At 38.1% G+C, this 15,674-nt stretch carries 14 protein-coding genes and 1 other annotated feature (1 of these 15 running past the window's edge); of the genes, 11 read left to right on the top strand and 3 right to left on the bottom strand.

Annotated features, from left to right (window positions below):
• The first annotated feature begins 8 nt into the window (after positions 1 to 8).
• From queA to yajC, 3 genes are all read left to right on the top strand, one after another.
• Positions 9 to 1,037: a tRNA preQ1(34) S-adenosylmethionine ribosyltransferase-isomerase QueA gene (queA, locus tag CWR48_RS09695; RefSeq protein WP_115773028.1), complete on the top strand. Its 1,029-nt coding sequence runs from the start codon at positions 9 to 11 to the stop codon at positions 1,035 to 1,037.
• Between the two features lie 25 nt (positions 1,038 to 1,062).
• Complete coding sequence (gene tgt / locus CWR48_RS09690) at positions 1,063 to 2,205, top strand: tRNA guanosine(34) transglycosylase Tgt (RefSeq protein ID WP_115773027.1); 1,143 nt, start codon at positions 1,063 to 1,065, stop codon at positions 2,203 to 2,205.
• A 102-nt stretch (positions 2,206 to 2,307) separates the two neighbouring features.
• Entirely contained in the window at positions 2,308 to 2,568 is a 261-nt protein-coding gene (yajC, locus tag CWR48_RS09685) for a preprotein translocase subunit YajC (RefSeq protein WP_115773026.1), read from the top strand.
• Between the two features lie 402 nt (positions 2,569 to 2,970).
• Here yajC and CWR48_RS09680 read toward each other — a convergent pair whose 3' ends face one another.
• Together CWR48_RS09680 and spoVB are read right to left on the bottom strand one after the other, a co-directional pair.
• On the bottom strand, positions 2,971 to 3,351 hold the full coding sequence (locus CWR48_RS09680) for a TIGR04086 family membrane protein (protein ID WP_115773025.1): 381 nt from the start codon (positions 3,349 to 3,351) through the stop codon (positions 2,971 to 2,973).
• Positions 3,352 to 3,445: 94 nt separating this feature from the next.
• Positions 3,446 to 4,999: a stage V sporulation protein B gene (spoVB, locus tag CWR48_RS09675; RefSeq protein WP_115773024.1), complete on the bottom strand. Its 1,554-nt coding sequence runs from the start codon at positions 4,997 to 4,999 to the stop codon at positions 3,446 to 3,448.
• Positions 5,000 to 5,109: 110 nt separating this feature from the next.
• Here spoVB and CWR48_RS09670 point away from each other — a divergent pair, with 110 nt between their 5' ends.
• The 7 genes from CWR48_RS09670 (at position 5,110) to dtd (ending at position 13,947) form a co-directional block, all read left to right on the top strand.
• Entirely contained in the window at positions 5,110 to 5,403 is a 294-nt protein-coding gene (locus CWR48_RS09670; protein WP_115773023.1) for a post-transcriptional regulator, read from the top strand.
• A 48-nt stretch (positions 5,404 to 5,451) separates the two neighbouring features.
• A complete protein-coding gene (gene secDF, locus CWR48_RS09665) occupies positions 5,452 to 7,707 on the top strand; it encodes a protein translocase subunit SecDF (RefSeq protein ID WP_115773022.1) in 2,256 nt (751 codons plus the stop codon).
• Positions 7,708 to 7,845: 138 nt separating this feature from the next.
• On the top strand, positions 7,846 to 8,163 hold the full coding sequence (locus CWR48_RS09660; RefSeq protein WP_115773021.1) for a LapA family protein: 318 nt from the start codon (positions 7,846 to 7,848) through the stop codon (positions 8,161 to 8,163).
• A gap of 85 nt (positions 8,164 to 8,248) precedes the next feature.
• Complete coding sequence (gene recJ / locus CWR48_RS09655) at positions 8,249 to 10,561, top strand: single-stranded-DNA-specific exonuclease RecJ (protein ID WP_115773020.1); 2,313 nt, start codon at positions 8,249 to 8,251, stop codon at positions 10,559 to 10,561.
• Positions 10,551 to 11,066, top strand: coding sequence for an adenine phosphoribosyltransferase (locus tag CWR48_RS09650; RefSeq protein WP_115773019.1), 516 nt, complete (start codon positions 10,551 to 10,553; stop codon positions 11,064 to 11,066). The genes recJ and CWR48_RS09650 overlap by 11 nt, the downstream gene beginning before the upstream one ends.
• 195 nt (positions 11,067 to 11,261) lie before the next feature.
• Complete coding sequence (locus CWR48_RS09645) at positions 11,262 to 13,463, top strand: RelA/SpoT family protein (protein WP_115773018.1); 2,202 nt, start codon at positions 11,262 to 11,264, stop codon at positions 13,461 to 13,463.
• Positions 13,464 to 13,500: 37 nt separating this feature from the next.
• Complete coding sequence (gene dtd / locus CWR48_RS09640; protein WP_115773017.1) at positions 13,501 to 13,947, top strand: D-aminoacyl-tRNA deacylase; 447 nt, start codon at positions 13,501 to 13,503, stop codon at positions 13,945 to 13,947.
• Positions 13,948 to 14,051: 104 nt separating this feature from the next.
• On the opposite strand, the gene CWR48_RS09635 is transcribed toward dtd, so the two are convergent.
• Positions 14,052 to 15,095, bottom strand: coding sequence for an N-acetylmuramoyl-L-alanine amidase family protein (locus CWR48_RS09635; protein ID WP_170140733.1), 1,044 nt, complete (start codon positions 15,093 to 15,095; stop codon positions 14,052 to 14,054).
• A gap of 108 nt (positions 15,096 to 15,203) precedes the next feature.
• Between CWR48_RS09635 and CWR48_RS20410 the strand changes: the two genes are divergently transcribed.
• On the top strand, positions 15,204 to 15,377 hold the full coding sequence (locus CWR48_RS20410; RefSeq protein ID WP_170140732.1) for a hypothetical protein: 174 nt from the start codon (positions 15,204 to 15,206) through the stop codon (positions 15,375 to 15,377).
• Between the two features lie 82 nt (positions 15,378 to 15,459).
• Positions 15,460 to 15,674, top strand: a binding site (T-box leader); it runs 4 nt beyond the window's last position.

Genomic DNA, 15,674 nt, shown 5'->3' with positions numbered 1-15,674 from the left:
GATTTATAATGAATATAGAAGATTTTGATTATCATTTACCAGAGGAACTAATTGCACAAACCCCATTAAAGGATCGAACTGCATCACGTTTAATGGTAATCGATAGAGAAACAAAGGAAATTGCTAATAAGCATTTTCCTGATGTAATGCAGTATTTGCAGGCAGGGGACACTTTAGTATTAAATGATACACGTGTGCTGCCAGCAAGATTGTATGGTGTTAAGAAGGATACAGGAGCGAAGATTGAGGTTTTACTCCTCCGTCAAGAGGAAAACGATACATGGGAAGTATTGACCAAGCCAGCGAAGAAGGTTAAGGTTGGCACAGAATTAGTGTTTGGTGATGGGAAACTCACTGCGGTTTGTAAAGATTTCAAGGATCATGGTGGTCGAGTGCTGGAGTTTTCCTATGAAGGCATTTTTTACGAAATACTCGATCAATTGGGGGAAATGCCGCTACCTCCTTATATTAAAGAACAATTACCAGAAAAAGAACGATATCAAACGGTTTATGCAAGAGAAGAAGGATCAGCTGCGGCGCCAACAGCGGGATTGCATTTCACCAATGAATTATTAGCAGAAATAAAGGAAATGGGCGTCAACATTGCATTTATTACGCTTCATGTTGGACTCGGAACATTCCGTCCAGTTAGTGTCGATACAATTGAAGACCATGAGATGCATTCCGAATTTTACCAAATGACAAAGGAAACAGCGGAGCTCCTGAATCAAACGAAGGCATCTGGGGGTAGAATTATTTCTGTTGGGACGACTTCAACGAGAACCCTTGAAACAATTGCAAGAGATAATCAAGGAACATTCACGGAATCCAGTGGCTGGACGAATATTTTTATTTATCCGCCATATGAATTTAAAGCAATTGATGGTCTAATCACGAATTTTCATTTACCAAAATCAACGCTGATTATGCTTGTGAGTGCGTTAGTAGACCGTGAAACAATACTACATGCATATAAGGAAGCAGTAAACGAGAAATATCGCTTCTTTAGTTTTGGCGATGCAATGTTAATCATATAGAAATGAAAGCAGAGGAAAAATAAAGATGACAATACCAATAACCTATGAGTTAATTAAAACAGATAAACAGACAGGGGCAAGACTTGGCCGAGTGCACACTCCCCATGGATCATTTGATACACCAACATTTATGCCTGTTGGAACTTTAGCAACCGTGAAAACAATGAGTCCAGAGGATCTGCACTCGATGGATGCACGGATTATTCTTTCCAATACGTATCATTTATGGCTGCGGCCTGGCGAGGATATTATCCGTGAAGCAGGGGGTCTGCATAAATTCATGAACTGGGATGGTGCTATTTTAACCGATTCCGGTGGCTTCCAAGTATTTAGTTTGAGCGATATGCGCGAGATTACAGAGGAAGGGGTACATTTCCGTAATCATCTAAATGGGGATAAGCTTTTTTTATCACCAGAAAAAGCGATGCAAATTCAAAATGCATTAGGATCTGATATTATGATGGCGTTTGATGAATGTCCACCCTTCCCTGCAACCCATGATTATATGAAAGCATCTGTGGAAAGAACATCAAGGTGGGCTGAACGCTGTTTAGCAGCCCATGATCGTAAAGATGTCCAAGGTCTATTCGGGATTGTTCAAGGTGGAGAGTTTGAAGATTTACGGACGCAAAGCGCAAGAGACCTTGTATCGCTTGATTTCCCAGGCTATGCAATTGGTGGATTATCTGTTGGTGAGCCAAAGGATATTATGAACCGGATGTTAGAGCATACAACACCATTACTTCCTACAAATAAACCAAGATATTTAATGGGAGTTGGCTCACCGGATTCCTTAATTGATGGTGCAATTCGGGGCATTGACATGTTTGATTGTGTACTGCCAACAAGAATTGCGCGCAATGGAACATGTATGACATCGAATGGTCGTCTCGTTGTTCGTAATGCGAAATATGCACGTGATTTTAGCCCAATCGATGAAAACTGTGATTGTCATGTATGTAAAAATTATACGCGTGCATATATCCGTCACTTAATAAGATGTAATGAAACATTCGGATTTAGACTTACCACTTATCATAACCTGCATTTTCTGGTAAAATTAATGGAGCAAGTTCGAGCTGCAATAAAAGAAGATCGACTTGGCGACTTTAAAGAGGAATTCTTTGAACAATATGGTTTGAATAAACCCGATGCTAAGAATTTTTAAAGGATATGTTTTATTTGGTAGTTAAGAAATAATGATAATTTTCTTACTACTTAAGTGCAGCTAAGGCGTGCGCCACGTTTTCTAAAAAGGAGGTGAATTTAGATGGAAATGTTAATCTCATTAGCACCAATTATCTTGATGTTTGTGATTTTCTACTTCTTGCTTATTCGTCCGCAACAAAAACGTCAAAAGCAAGTAAGAGAAATGCAAAGTAGCCTACAAAAGGGCGATACTATCGTAACGATTGGTGGTTTACACGGAACAGTACATGCAGTTGACGAAAGTACAGTCGTTTTGATTACAGAAGGTGGTTCAAAACTAACGTTTGATCGTTCTGCAGTCCGTGACGTAAACAAACAGTAGTAATGAAATAAAGGGAAGTGTGTATTACCTAACTAAAGTCATTTATTTAGGTAATAAAGTACATAGTTGACCAGAAAAAGAAGTTAATACATCGATATTAACTTCTTTTTTGTTTGTTCGTTTTGTATTGTTAGTCACTATTGATGTAAAGTGCGGACTACCCTGGACGAGATGAGTGCTCTTAGACCAATCGCTCCGAAAATACACTTCGCTGGGAATGAGCAATTATTTTCATGTAATCATTTCTAAATAGGATGAGAGAACATTTCGCTCTCTCTTGGCCGTTGCCCGCGGAAAGTGACTGTCCAGAGCGGAAATCAACGTCGCCTCTAGTCCGCACTTTTTATAAAATAATAGTTAACCACCCATGATAATAGCAAAATCTTTCAGAAAGTAACCATATTATTTATTATGTGCTCCAAAGATATTCACTCCGATTACACTGCCGATAACTGCTGCGACCATGTAGCCTAAGTGGGTGAGTGTTTGTTCCATTGAGAATCCATGCTGGTAGCCTAAATATTGCACTAAAAATGTAAAAAGGGTAAAGCCTAATCCTATCAGCCCACCAATAATCCAACCTTTCATTTTTCCTTTTGCCCCAGCAATGAATCCACCAATAAATAATGTTATAAATCCAATGGTAAGTGCAATCCATGATAAAGAATTTTCATCAAATGCTGTAAACCGAAATAATAACGCAAGAATAATGCTTGAAAGTAAAATTAAGCTAAACACAACAATCCATCCATACAATAAAGCAGTGAAGAGCTGTTTTTGCATTGCGATTCCTCCCTTATGTTTGTCCATGATTATTAACAGTTTATTCATCAGCATCTAAAATAGAAGGTTTTTAAAGATAATATTAACTTCAGAACTAAGAAACAAATTTTTGCAGGAATGGGATCTGCTTTAATTCGTCTTTCGTAATAAATTTTAATAAAAGTAGAATAATAATATAGATAACAATAAGCGCGAGTAAGATTAGGAGAAATATGAAAATATTAGCTTGTAGAGTATGGTAATAATCTCTTAGGAAAACACCAATTCCCCATGTAGAAACTAATAAGAAGATCATTTTACAAATATCTTTTAATGGAATAGCATATTGAATTGCTTTCTTTAATGTTGCTAAATGCAGCAGTGTTACGAGAACAACGCCTACAATCATCGCAATTGCAACACCCATAATGCCGAAGCTTGCATTTGATGCTAGAAAAAAGAGGATGAATAATTTCATAAATGCTCCGATTAAGCTGTTCCACATGGCTGGTCTTGCAAGGTCAAGTGCCTGTAATGTTGCTTGAAGTGGTGCCTGGATATACAGTAAAATATAAAAGGGCGCCATCAAAATTAAATATTTACTCGCATTGTCTGTTCCATACATGTACGTTAATAACTCGCTAGAAAATAGGAAGATGACGATTGTTGCAATCGCACCAGAAGCAAAGGAAATGCGAATGGATTGGTGGATCCGGTAGTGAATTAACTGTTCCTGCCTCTTTGCATCGGCTTCAGCAATCGATGGAACGAGTGCAATCGATAGGGAATGGGTAATGAATGTAGGTAGAAAAAGTAATGGAAGTACATAACCTGTGAGTTCCCCGTAAAGCCTTGTGGCGATGATACTTGAGAAACCTGCAATACTCAAGCTTTGTGCGACTAAGATCGGTTCAAGGAAATTAGAAAACGAACCAACGAGTCGACTCCCTGTACTTGGGAGTGCAATGGAAAGCAATTCCCTTAATGTTGTCTGACTCGATTTGAGATAGGCAAAAAAGTTCTTCCTGATTTTTATCTTTTTGTTCCGTCTAAATGACAGAATCATGTATAATAATGAGGCGAATTCACCAAGAATAACGCTAAACATTGCACCGGCAGCTGCATATTCTAATCCAAAAGGAAGCAGAAGATTTACAAAAAAGGCGACACAGGTAATTCGAACGATTTGTTCAAGCACCTGGGAATAGCTTTGTGGCTTCATATTTTGCTTTCCTTGAAAATATCCGCGGAGTACGGAGGAAATGGCGATGATTGGGACGATCGGACTTATTGCTAATAAAGGAAGCAAAGTACGGTCATCGTTTAATAATGTTGTTGCGATAAATGGAACAGCAATAATCATCGCAGTGGTAAATATCACGCTTGAAATACCTGTAAGGATTAAAGAAACAATGAGTATCTGTTTCACTTTCGCTTGGTTGTTCATTGCGTCTGCCTCTGCAACCCGTTTAGAAATGGCGACAGGTAGACCAAGCTGGGTTAGAGCAATGACTAGGAAAAGCGTCGGAAGGGCCATCATATAAATTCCAATACCTTCTTCACCCATCAATCTTGCGACAACAATTCGATTGATAAACCCAAGAAAGCGTGTAATCATTCCGGCAAATATTAGGATAAGTGCGCCTTGCAGAAATGTTTGTTTCGTCATTTTTGTCAACTACCTTCTCAAAAAATAAAAATTGCTATACAATGATATATATGCAAAGTAGTGGGTCAAGCATGACAAGCAAATAAAACTCCGAGAATAGGAGGGGGAATATGGCGATTATTCAACGATGTAATGAGTGGAAAGCGATGGTGGAACCAGTATTGATCAGTAAAGCAACGGAACTCCAAATGATGGGTTATTCACAAGCAACTGCGGGAAATGTATGGTCATGTCTCGTCGAGAAGGTTTGGAAGGGAGATCCGGAAAAACGGATTCATGAAATTGTACAGGATATTTTTCATTTAGGTTCAGGAATATATTTGAGTTACTTAACGATTCAGTCCTACCAAAACGAGGACTTAATGGCTTCGATTGCAGCATTAACAGGTAGAAGTGAAGCATAGTAAATACATACATATATTACCCGACATCTTAAGGGAGGCAATCAGTAGATGAAAAGCAAAGGTAGAATTACTGCCTTTTTCCTAATCGTAATTGTATTTTTAGGAACTATTGGATTAACGGTAACAGGTGTAGCAAAAAATATTAATTTAGGATTGGATTTACAAGGTGGATTTGAAATTTTATACGAAGTAACACCAGTCGATGAAAATCAGCAGATTTCCAGATCATTATTAGAAGGTACGGTACAGACGTTAAATGACCGTGTCAATCGATTGGGAATCAGTGAAGCGGTAATCAATATCGAAGGGGAGAATCGAATTCGTGTCGAGCTTGCAGGCGTTGACAACCAAGCAGATGCGAGAGATATGCTGGCAACCTCTGCACAGCTTTCCTTCCGTGATGTTAACGATAATGAATTGTTAAATGGCTCAGATATTAAGGAAGGTGCTGCATCACAGGATTTCGATCCGAATACAAATGCACCAATCGTTTCCCTTCAATTGAAGGATGCCGCCAAATTTGCTGATGTTACAAGTAAAATTGCAGCAATGGGGGAGCCGAATAACCTTCTCGTCATTTGGATGGACTTTAAAGAGGGGGACTCTTTTGCAACAGAAGTAGCGAAAGCAGAACCTAAGTTTGTTTCCGCACCACGTGTATCGGAGACACTTAATACATCGAATGTCATGATTAGCGGTAATTTCACTGTCGAGTCGGCAAAACAATTAGCGGATATCATTAATTCTGGATCACTTCCAGTACATATGACAGAAATCTATTCTAATTCCGTTGGTGCTCAGTTTGGGGAACAAGCACTAGATCAAACGATGATCGCAGGTGCAATTGGAATTGCATTTATTATTCTCTTCATGTTAGTTGTTTACCGATTCCAAGGCTTAATCGCCGTGATTAATTTGATTTTCTATGTATACTTAGTTCTACTAGTTTATCAATTAATGAACGGAGTCTTAACACTTTCGGGAATTGCTGGGTTAATCCTTGGGGTAGGGATGGCTGTAGATGCAAACGTTATTACCTTTGAAAGAATCAAAGAGGAGATAAGGCTTGGTAAATCAATTAAAGCTTCCTTTACAGCAGGTTCGAAAAGCTCCTTTAGCGCGATCTTAGATTCTAATATTACATCATTAATCGCTGCGGGTGTTTTATTTATTTTCGGGACAAGCTCTGTCAAAGGGTTTGCGACTATGTTAATCATTAGTATCCTTGTAAGCTTTATTACGAATATTTATGGTACTAGATTATTATTAGGACTATGGGTGCATAGTGGATGGCTAAACAAGCGGAAAACGTGGTTTGCAGTGAAGCTTGCTGATATTCGAGATATTGCAGATACAAGCATTGTTGAACCAAAAGTATTTAATCGTACGTGGAATATTACGAAGCACCGAAAGAAGTTCTTTTCCATTACTAGCATTATGGTCATTCTAGGTGCCATTTCTATTTTATTCTTACAATTTAATCCTGGGGTTGACTTCACAAGTGGATCGAGAATTGAAGTTGTATCGGATTCTAGTTTAACTGCAGAAGAAGTTGAAGCTGGATTCCTTGATCTTTCAATCGAACCGGAATCAATCGTATTATCAGGTGATAATAATAATATTGCTGTCACACGATTTTCAACGGTGCTTTCTGACACAGATGTAAAAGATGTGCAACAGTATTTTAATGAAAAATATGGTAATCAGCCAACCGTTAGTGTTGTATCACCGATTGTTGGTCAGGAATTAGTGAAAAATGCGGTCTATGCTGTTGCAATTGCAGCGGTGTTTATGATCATCTATGTGACGATTCGTTTTGAATTTTATGCAGCAGTTACATCGGTCATTACGCTATTCCATGATGCCTTTATCATCTTAGCGGTATTCAGCATTACCCAGTTGGAATTTGATTTAATCATCGTTTCTGCAATTCTGACTATTGTAGGGAATACGATTAACAATACCGTCGTAATCTTTGACCGACTTCGGGAGAATTTACGAAAAGAAAAACGGATTACAACATTTAAACAATTAGAGACGATTGTCAACCGCAGTGTCGTCCAATCGATTACGAGAACGATGAATACTGCCATTACAACAATATTTGGTGTGGTTGTCTTTCTATTTGCGGGAGCACCAGCGATTACTGGATTTGCATTTGCCATGTTGATTGGGCTCGTAATTGGGGTCTATTCATCCCTAATGGTAGCACCACAAATATGGCTAGTATGGCGCGGTAGAACGATTGAGAGTAATCCAATCGTATATAAGGCGAAGAAACGGATCGATGGTCCACAGGTTTAATAAGAAAGCTCCTTGTTATGATAGAAGCGTGACAAGGGGCTATCTTTTTGTTTAAATAAAATAGAAAAAGGAATGCATCCTACTATAACTAATAAATCATAAAGACCCTAAAAAAACAGAGAAAGAGGAGGAAGTCCGATGAAAGGTCAAACCTATGTTATTCTAGCTATTGTGTTAGTGATTATTGTCGCAGTTTTTGCTGTGATGAACGTTGAATCAGTAGAAGTCGATTATATTTTTTGGTCAGGAGAATCTCCACTTATTTTAGTTATCTTATTCTCTGTATTGATGGGCGGCATTATAACCGCCGCAGCGGGAATTGTAAAAGTTTATCAGTTGCAAAAGATGATTAAGCTGTTGAAAGCAGAAAATAACCAAATGCGTAAACAGTTGGAGGAAAACGGAATAATCGAGGCAATCGATGTAAATCCAGCAGATAGTAATCAAATGAGCTAAGAAGGAATGCATGAATTATTTTAAAATACATTCATTTGCTACCCCTGATACTCTCTAGTATAATAGATTGGTCAGGGGTGAATATATGTTACAAAGTAAAGCAAAGTGGCAATATAGGGATTTTCATAATAATGAAGCATTAATAAATGAACTGCCAGGAGTAACTCCTGTAATCGGAGAACTACTTGTTCAAAGAGGGATTACAACTGTAGAAGCAGCGAATCAATTTCTATCACCTGATATTAAAAATTTACATAATCCAATAACGATTACTTCGATTGAAAAGGCAGCAGATCGAGTGCATCAGGCAATTGCATCGAAGGAGAAGATTCTTGTTTTTGGTGATTATGATGCTGATGGGGTCAGCTCGACGACTGTAATGCTTAAGACGTTGGAGGAATTAGGGGCAGATTGTGATTATTATATTCCAAATCGGTTTACGGAAGGATATGGGCCAAATGAGGCAGCATTCCGTGATGCACATGAAAATGGCTATTCGGTTATAGTAACGGTTGACAATGGAATTGCCGCTGTAGATGAAGCGACAATCGCCAAACAACTCGGGATCGATTTAATCATTACCGATCACCATGAAGTCCAAGTTGAATTACCTGATGCATATGCAATTCTTCATCCAAAATGCTCACCAGATTATCCATTTGACGAGCTTGCAGGTGTAGGGGTTGCATTTAAATTTGCAGAGCAATTATTAGGCTATTTTCCCAAGCATTTACTCGATCTTGTCGCAATTGGCACGATAGCCGATATGGTACCACTAGTAGACGAGAATCGAATCTTCGCATATTATGGGCTCCACGCCCTCACCATTACAAAAAATCCAGGAATTCGTGCATTAAAGGCGGTTTGTAAAATCGAGGGAAATGTGACCGAAGAGGATGTAGGATTTCTGATTGGACCACGGTTAAATGCTGTAGGTAGATTACAGGACGCAGATCTTGCTGTCCAGCTATTGATGACAGATGATCCAATTCTAGCAGATGAAATGGCTATAGAAATTCAAGGAATTAATGTAAAGAGACAAGAAATTGTAAACCAAATAGTAAAAGAAGCAGAGCAGATGGTACAAGGCCATCCTAATGGGGTTATCATCGTCCAAAAGGCGGGCTGGAATGAAGGGGTGCTTGGGATCGTTGCATCCAAATTAGTACGGAAGTATGATCGTCCAGCAATCGTCTTAACAGAAAAAGCGGGAACTGGAGAGGTAAAAGGTTCTGCAAGAAGTATTCCCGCATTTGACCTGTTTAAGAATTGCATGAAGGTACGCGACTTTTTTACGCATTTTGGTGGTCATGCACAAGCTGCAGGGATGACTTTACCAGCTGAGAATATCCCCATTATTCAAGAAAGCTTAAACGAATTTATTCATGATGCACTTACAGCAGATGATTTTAGGCAAGTAATTGAAATAAATGCTATATTAAAATTAACCGATATAAACGATAATCTTGTCGATGAAATTAATCGCTTGGCACCATTTGGAATGAAAAACCCGAAGCCAAACTTTGCAATTAAGGAAATACCAGCAGATGCACGGCAAATTGGTGCGAAGAAAAATCATCTGAAATTATTATTTAATGAAGAGGATGTGCAGGTTGAGGGAATTGGCTTTGGCATGGGTGACTTATATTCCTATATTACTCCCCATACACCACTGACATTAGTCGGCGAATTAGGCATAAATGAATGGAATGGTAAGCGAAAAGCACAGCTCGTCTTGAAGGATATGAAGATAGAAGAATGGCAATTACATGATCAGCGAGGCAAGAAGCAAGTTGAAATTCTTCCTTATATAAATGAGACCATTGCAGTGCTTGCAAATGAAATAATGCCTGCTCACGAATCAGCAGTCCAAATCTCCTATGAAGTGGAGATAGAAGAACTTGAGAAGACAGATGTATTATATATATATGATTTACCAGTGGATGTAGGGTTATTAAAGCAAATTGTTCAAAAAACGGAACCAAACAATATACATGCATGCTTCCATATTGATCACAGCGCATATTTAACCGCCTTTCCAGCGAGGGAAGAATTTATTTGGTTTTATGCACTCGTGCGTAAACGTAAGGTGTTAAATTTGAGGCAGGAAATTCAGACGATTATGAATGCAAAAGGCTGGACGAAGGAACGAATCATCTTTATCTCAAAAGTGTTTTTCGAATTGGGATTTGTTAAAATAGAAAATGGCGTTGTACATGTTAACCCTAGTCCAGATAAAAAGGATTTAAGTGAATCCCCTTCCTATCAAGCGCGTGTAAACCAAATAAAAGTTGAAAAAGACTTGTATTACTCTAATTATGAACAACTGAAAACGTGGTTCGAGGATTGTATGAACCGTGTGGAAATACCTAAGGAGGAAGAAATAAATGGATTATAATCAATATATTGAAATCGTGGAAAATTATCCAAAGGAAGGAATTAGCTTTAAAGATATTACTCCACTAATGAATGATGGGAAAGCATTCAAATCTGCAGTGGATGAGATTGTTGAATTTGCGGAAGAAAAGCAAATCGATATAGTTGTTGGACCAGAAGCACGTGGATTTATTGTCGGCTGTCCGGTTTCCTACGCATTAGGAGTCGGCTTTGCGCCGGTGAGAAAGGAAGGAAAACTTCCTCGTGAAGTTATCAAAGTCGATTACGGCTTGGAATATGGTAAGAACGTATTAACCATTCATAAGGATGCGATTAGACCTGGACAACGTGTTCTTATAACGGACGATTTACTCGCAACTGGTGGTACGATTGAAGCAACAATCAAATTAGTGGAGCAATTAGGCGGTATTGTTGTTGGTTGTGCATTCCTTGTTGAGTTAGGTTATCTTGACGGTATGGACAAACTTAAGGATTATGATGTTCTAACATTACTTAGCTACAAATAATAAGATGATGAAGAGGTCTGACGAAAAGTCAGGCCTATTATTATAATTCAATAATTAGTTAGAAATTTAAACAAATTCATGATATAAATGGACATGTAAATAAGAAAAGCATATAATTAAAAATATTTAACAAGTATGTTTATTCGACAATATACTACATTCAACTATATTAAGATACAATATAAAGGTGATAATATGGCAAAAGAAGAAATTATAACAATAGAAGATATCATTCAGCTTGCAAGCAAATATCTAATTACAGAAGATATTGCGTTCATACAACGTGCATATGACTTTGCAAAGGACGCACATAATGGACAATTTAGAAAGTCTGGCGAGCCTTATATTATCCATCCTGTACAAGTGGCTGGTATTCTTACAAATTTAAAAATGGATGCAGAAACGATTGCTGGTGGATTTCTACATGATGTCGTCGAAGATACCGAAGTTACATTAAAGAATTTAGAAGAAGCATTTAACCCTGAAGTCGCAATGCTCGTTGATGGTGTGACGAAATTAGGGAAAATTAAATATAAATCAAAAGAAGTATTGCAAGCAGAAAATCACCGTAAAATGTTTGTTGCAATGGCGAAGGATATTCGTGTTATTTTAATTAAACTTGCAGATCGATTGCATAATATGCGGACATTAAAACACTTACCACCTGAGAAGCAGCGTCGAATTTCCAATGAGACTCTCGAAATATTTGCCCCATTAGCACATCGCTTAGGTATTTCTACAATCAAATGGGAGTTAGAGGATACCGCATTACGATATTTAAACCCACAACAATATTATCGCATCGTGCAATTAATGAAACAAAAACGGGAAGAAAGAGAATCGTATATTAAAGAAGTTGTGGAGGAGCTAAACAAGCAGCTTGATGAGGTAAAGATTGGTGCAGAAATATCCGGTCGGCCGAAGCATCTCTACAGCATTTATCAAAAAATGGTGAAGCAAAACAAGCAGTTTAATGAAATATACGATCTGCTCGCCATTCGAATTATTGTGCATAGTATTAAAGACTGTTATGCTGTACTTGGCATTATTCATACAAACTGGAAACCAATGCCAGGAAGATTCAAAGATTACATTGCCATGCCAAAGCAGAATTTATACCAATCCTTGCATACAACTGTAATTGGTCCTAAAGGGGATCCATTAGAGGTGCAAATTCGAACAAAAGAAATGCATGAAATTGCGGAATATGGAATTGCAGCTCACTGGGCGTATAAGGAAGGAAAACAGGTAAAAGGTAGAAAAAAATCGTTTGAAGAAAAACTTACATTGTTCAGAGAAATCCTTGAATGGCAAACAGATTCCCATGATGCAGAAGAGTTTATCGAATCATTAAAAGTTGATTTATTCTCAGATATGGTTTACGTATTTACACCTAAAGGTGATGTAATCGAGCTTCCAGCCGGATCAATTCCGCTCGACTTTGCCTATAAGATTCATACGGAAATAGGGAATAAAACGATTGGTGCGAAGATAAATGGAAAAATGGAGCCACTTGATTATACATTAAAAAACGGCGATATTATTGAAGTTGTTACATCCAATCATTCGTATGGACCATCACAGGATTGGATAAAGATGGCGCAAACGACGCAAGCAAAAAGTAAAATCAAGCAATATTTTAAAAAGCAGCGCCGCGAAGAAAATATTGTAAAAGGTAAAGAAGCAGTAGATAAAGAAATCCGTGCATTAAACATTGATCCAAAAGAAGTGTTAGTATCAGACAATTTGCAGCGGATATTTGATCGGTTTAATTTTACTAGTGAAGAAGATATGTTTGCAGCGGTAGGCTATCAAGGCATTACTGCCGCATTAATCGTTACTAGGCTTACCGATAAGATTCGTGAATCCCAGCAAAAGGAACAGGATCTTGAGACAACGATTGAAGAAGTAAAAACAGATGTAAGTCAAAAACAATCGCAGAAGCGTGATTCCGGGGTTCAAGTAAAAGGCGTTGATAATTTACTCATTCGATTAGCAAAATGCTGTAATCCAGTGCCAGGAGATGAAATTCTCGGTTACATTACAAAAGGTAGAGGCGTGTCAGTCCATCGTGCAGATTGCCCGAATGTGCAAACAGATGAGGCGAAGGAACGCTTTTTGCAAGTAGAATGGGAAAACGTGCAGACAGATAATCTGCAGTATCATGTCGATTTAGAAGTGACTGCATATGATCGTCGCGGCTTGTTGAATGAGGTATTACAAGCTGTAACCGAGATGAAGACGAATTTGACCCATGTAAATGGCAAGTCGGATCGTAATAAAATGGCGATTATCCAAATAACGATTCTAATTCATAATAAGAGCCACTTAAGAAAAGTTGTTGAACGAATTAAGCAGATTAAAGATGTCTATACGGTAACGAGAACGGTGCATTAATTCTTCAAGAAGATTTTGTAATAAGGAGTTATATGAAATGAAAGCTGTTATTCAACGAGCAAGAGATGCCAGTGTTACAGTGGACGGAGAAATCATTGGTGAAATTAACGATGGATTCGTTGTTCTTCTCGGTGTAACCCATGAAGATACGGTGGAGGATGTCACTTACTTAGTGAATAAAATCATCCACTTACGTATTTTTGAAGATGAAAATGAAAAAATGAATCATTCCTTACTTGATGTTGGTGGAAGTATTTTGTCTATCTCTCAGTTTACGTTGTACGGCGATACACGAAAAGGAAGAAGACCTAATTTTATGCAGGCTGCGAAGCCTGATTATGCGAAGGAATTATATGAAACGTTTAATACGATGGTGCGAGAATCAGGTATCGAAGTGGAAACAGGTAGATTTGGAGCAATGATGGATGTCCAATTTACAAATGTCGGACCAGTGACATTGATTATTGATAGTAAGGAAAAGTAAAATAGGAATGAGATGGTAGCAATATGCCATCTTATTCCTATTTTTATTGTATGTTGCAATTAAGCTAAATTGCTAACTAGCTTGGATGATGAAAACTGGATTCCTTATTGCATAGAAAAGTATTTTCCTAATCCTTCAACAATACCTGCTACTAGTTTTCTTTGATAAACGGTAGTCTGTAGTTGCGCTTCTTTCTCATCGTTGGAGATAAACCCTAGTTCGACCAATACTGCAGGTTTAAGGGTTTGTCTAATCACATAGAAGTTACCTTGGCTTGTGCCACGATCCTCGTTTTCTGTTGCATTAATAATCCCTTGTTGAATGTAGCTTGCAAGATCTTTATATTGGTCGTAATAATAATAAGTTTCTACTCCTGACACGGTGGGCTGTTCAGGGAAGCTATTATAATGAAGACTAACAAAGGCATCCGTATCTTCGTAATTTGCATAGCTTGAACGACTTGCAAGGGAAATAAAGTCATCGTCAGCTCGCGTCATTAATACATTCGCGCCGAGTGATTTAAGTTCCTTTTGGAGCTCCTGAGCTGTAAAATATGTGAAATTCTTCTCATAGGTTCCAGTTGCACCAATTGCTCCGACATCGTGTCCACCATGACCGGCATCGATTACAATTGTTTTATTACGGAAGCTCAGATCTCCAGAAGCTTCTTTTTTATTAAGTAATTGCTTGAATATATATCCAGATTGATCATCACGCTTCACCTCATACCAGCCATTTGATTCGGAAATAACATCATATTCGGTATCTTTTTCAGCTAAATGTACGATATCATACGATGTTGATGGACCATCACGCAATGGTGTATTACCATGCTGAATCACGATTTTGTCGACTTTGCTCGCTGTCTTTGTTTCTGCAGTAGCACCATCTATCGTAATATACTCTGATGTAACCCAGCCTGTTCCAGTTTGTAATTGAATTTCTACCCAGTCATTTTGCTCTTGAACAATAGGATATGTTTCACCAGCATTTGCTTTACCAATCGATTCATATTCTTTACCTGGTCCACTGCGAATATTTAAGTTATCTTCATTAATTAACGCTTCCTCTGCTTGTACATCATGTGAGAACAGCATAGAAATCATGATGACACCAAGCAATAAAGTGAAATAGCTTTTAAGCTTCAAAAAAAATCCTCCCACCAATCTAGAATAAAACATTATCACCAGTATAATAAAGATTCTCTTTTTAGGCAAAGCTAGAGGTAGAAGCTAGGACTAAAAGGAGGGGAAATTGTGCGCTTACAGGATAAACATTGGAATTCAACGAGTAGTAAGGATATATTCGGTGTAAACCCCGATCAATCCATGGAGCTTTCAGATCAAACGAATTATTTTGAAATAGCCGAGGAATTGGGGATTTCAAGCGGTGAAGTGAAAAGATTGAAGAAAAAAATAAATCGAACTTGACTTTCCAAGCCGTTGAGATTACTATAAATACAATCGAGTTATTAGACTAAAGTAATAGTGAATTAACATTTAATGTAAATACAATAAACCGTTGAGGGAAAAAGTAATTAGAACCCAGATGCAAAGAGAGTAGATGCGATAGCTGAGAGCAACTATGCATAGATGGCCTAATGAATGACGATCCTTAGGATTTATATCGAATTGTAGTAGGTATAAACGTTTTGCAGGCGTTAACTGTGAAGAGCGGATACTATTTTAGTATCAACTAGGGTGGCAACGCGGGTGAACTCTCGTCCC

The sequence above is a fragment of the Oceanobacillus arenosus genome (genome assembly GCF_003369575.1).
GTDB lineage: Bacteria > Bacillota > Bacilli > Bacillales > Amphibacillaceae > Oceanobacillus > Oceanobacillus arenosus.
The sequence above is the reverse complement of the archived record's forward strand: the minus strand, read 5'-3'. Positions and strand labels throughout refer to the sequence as shown.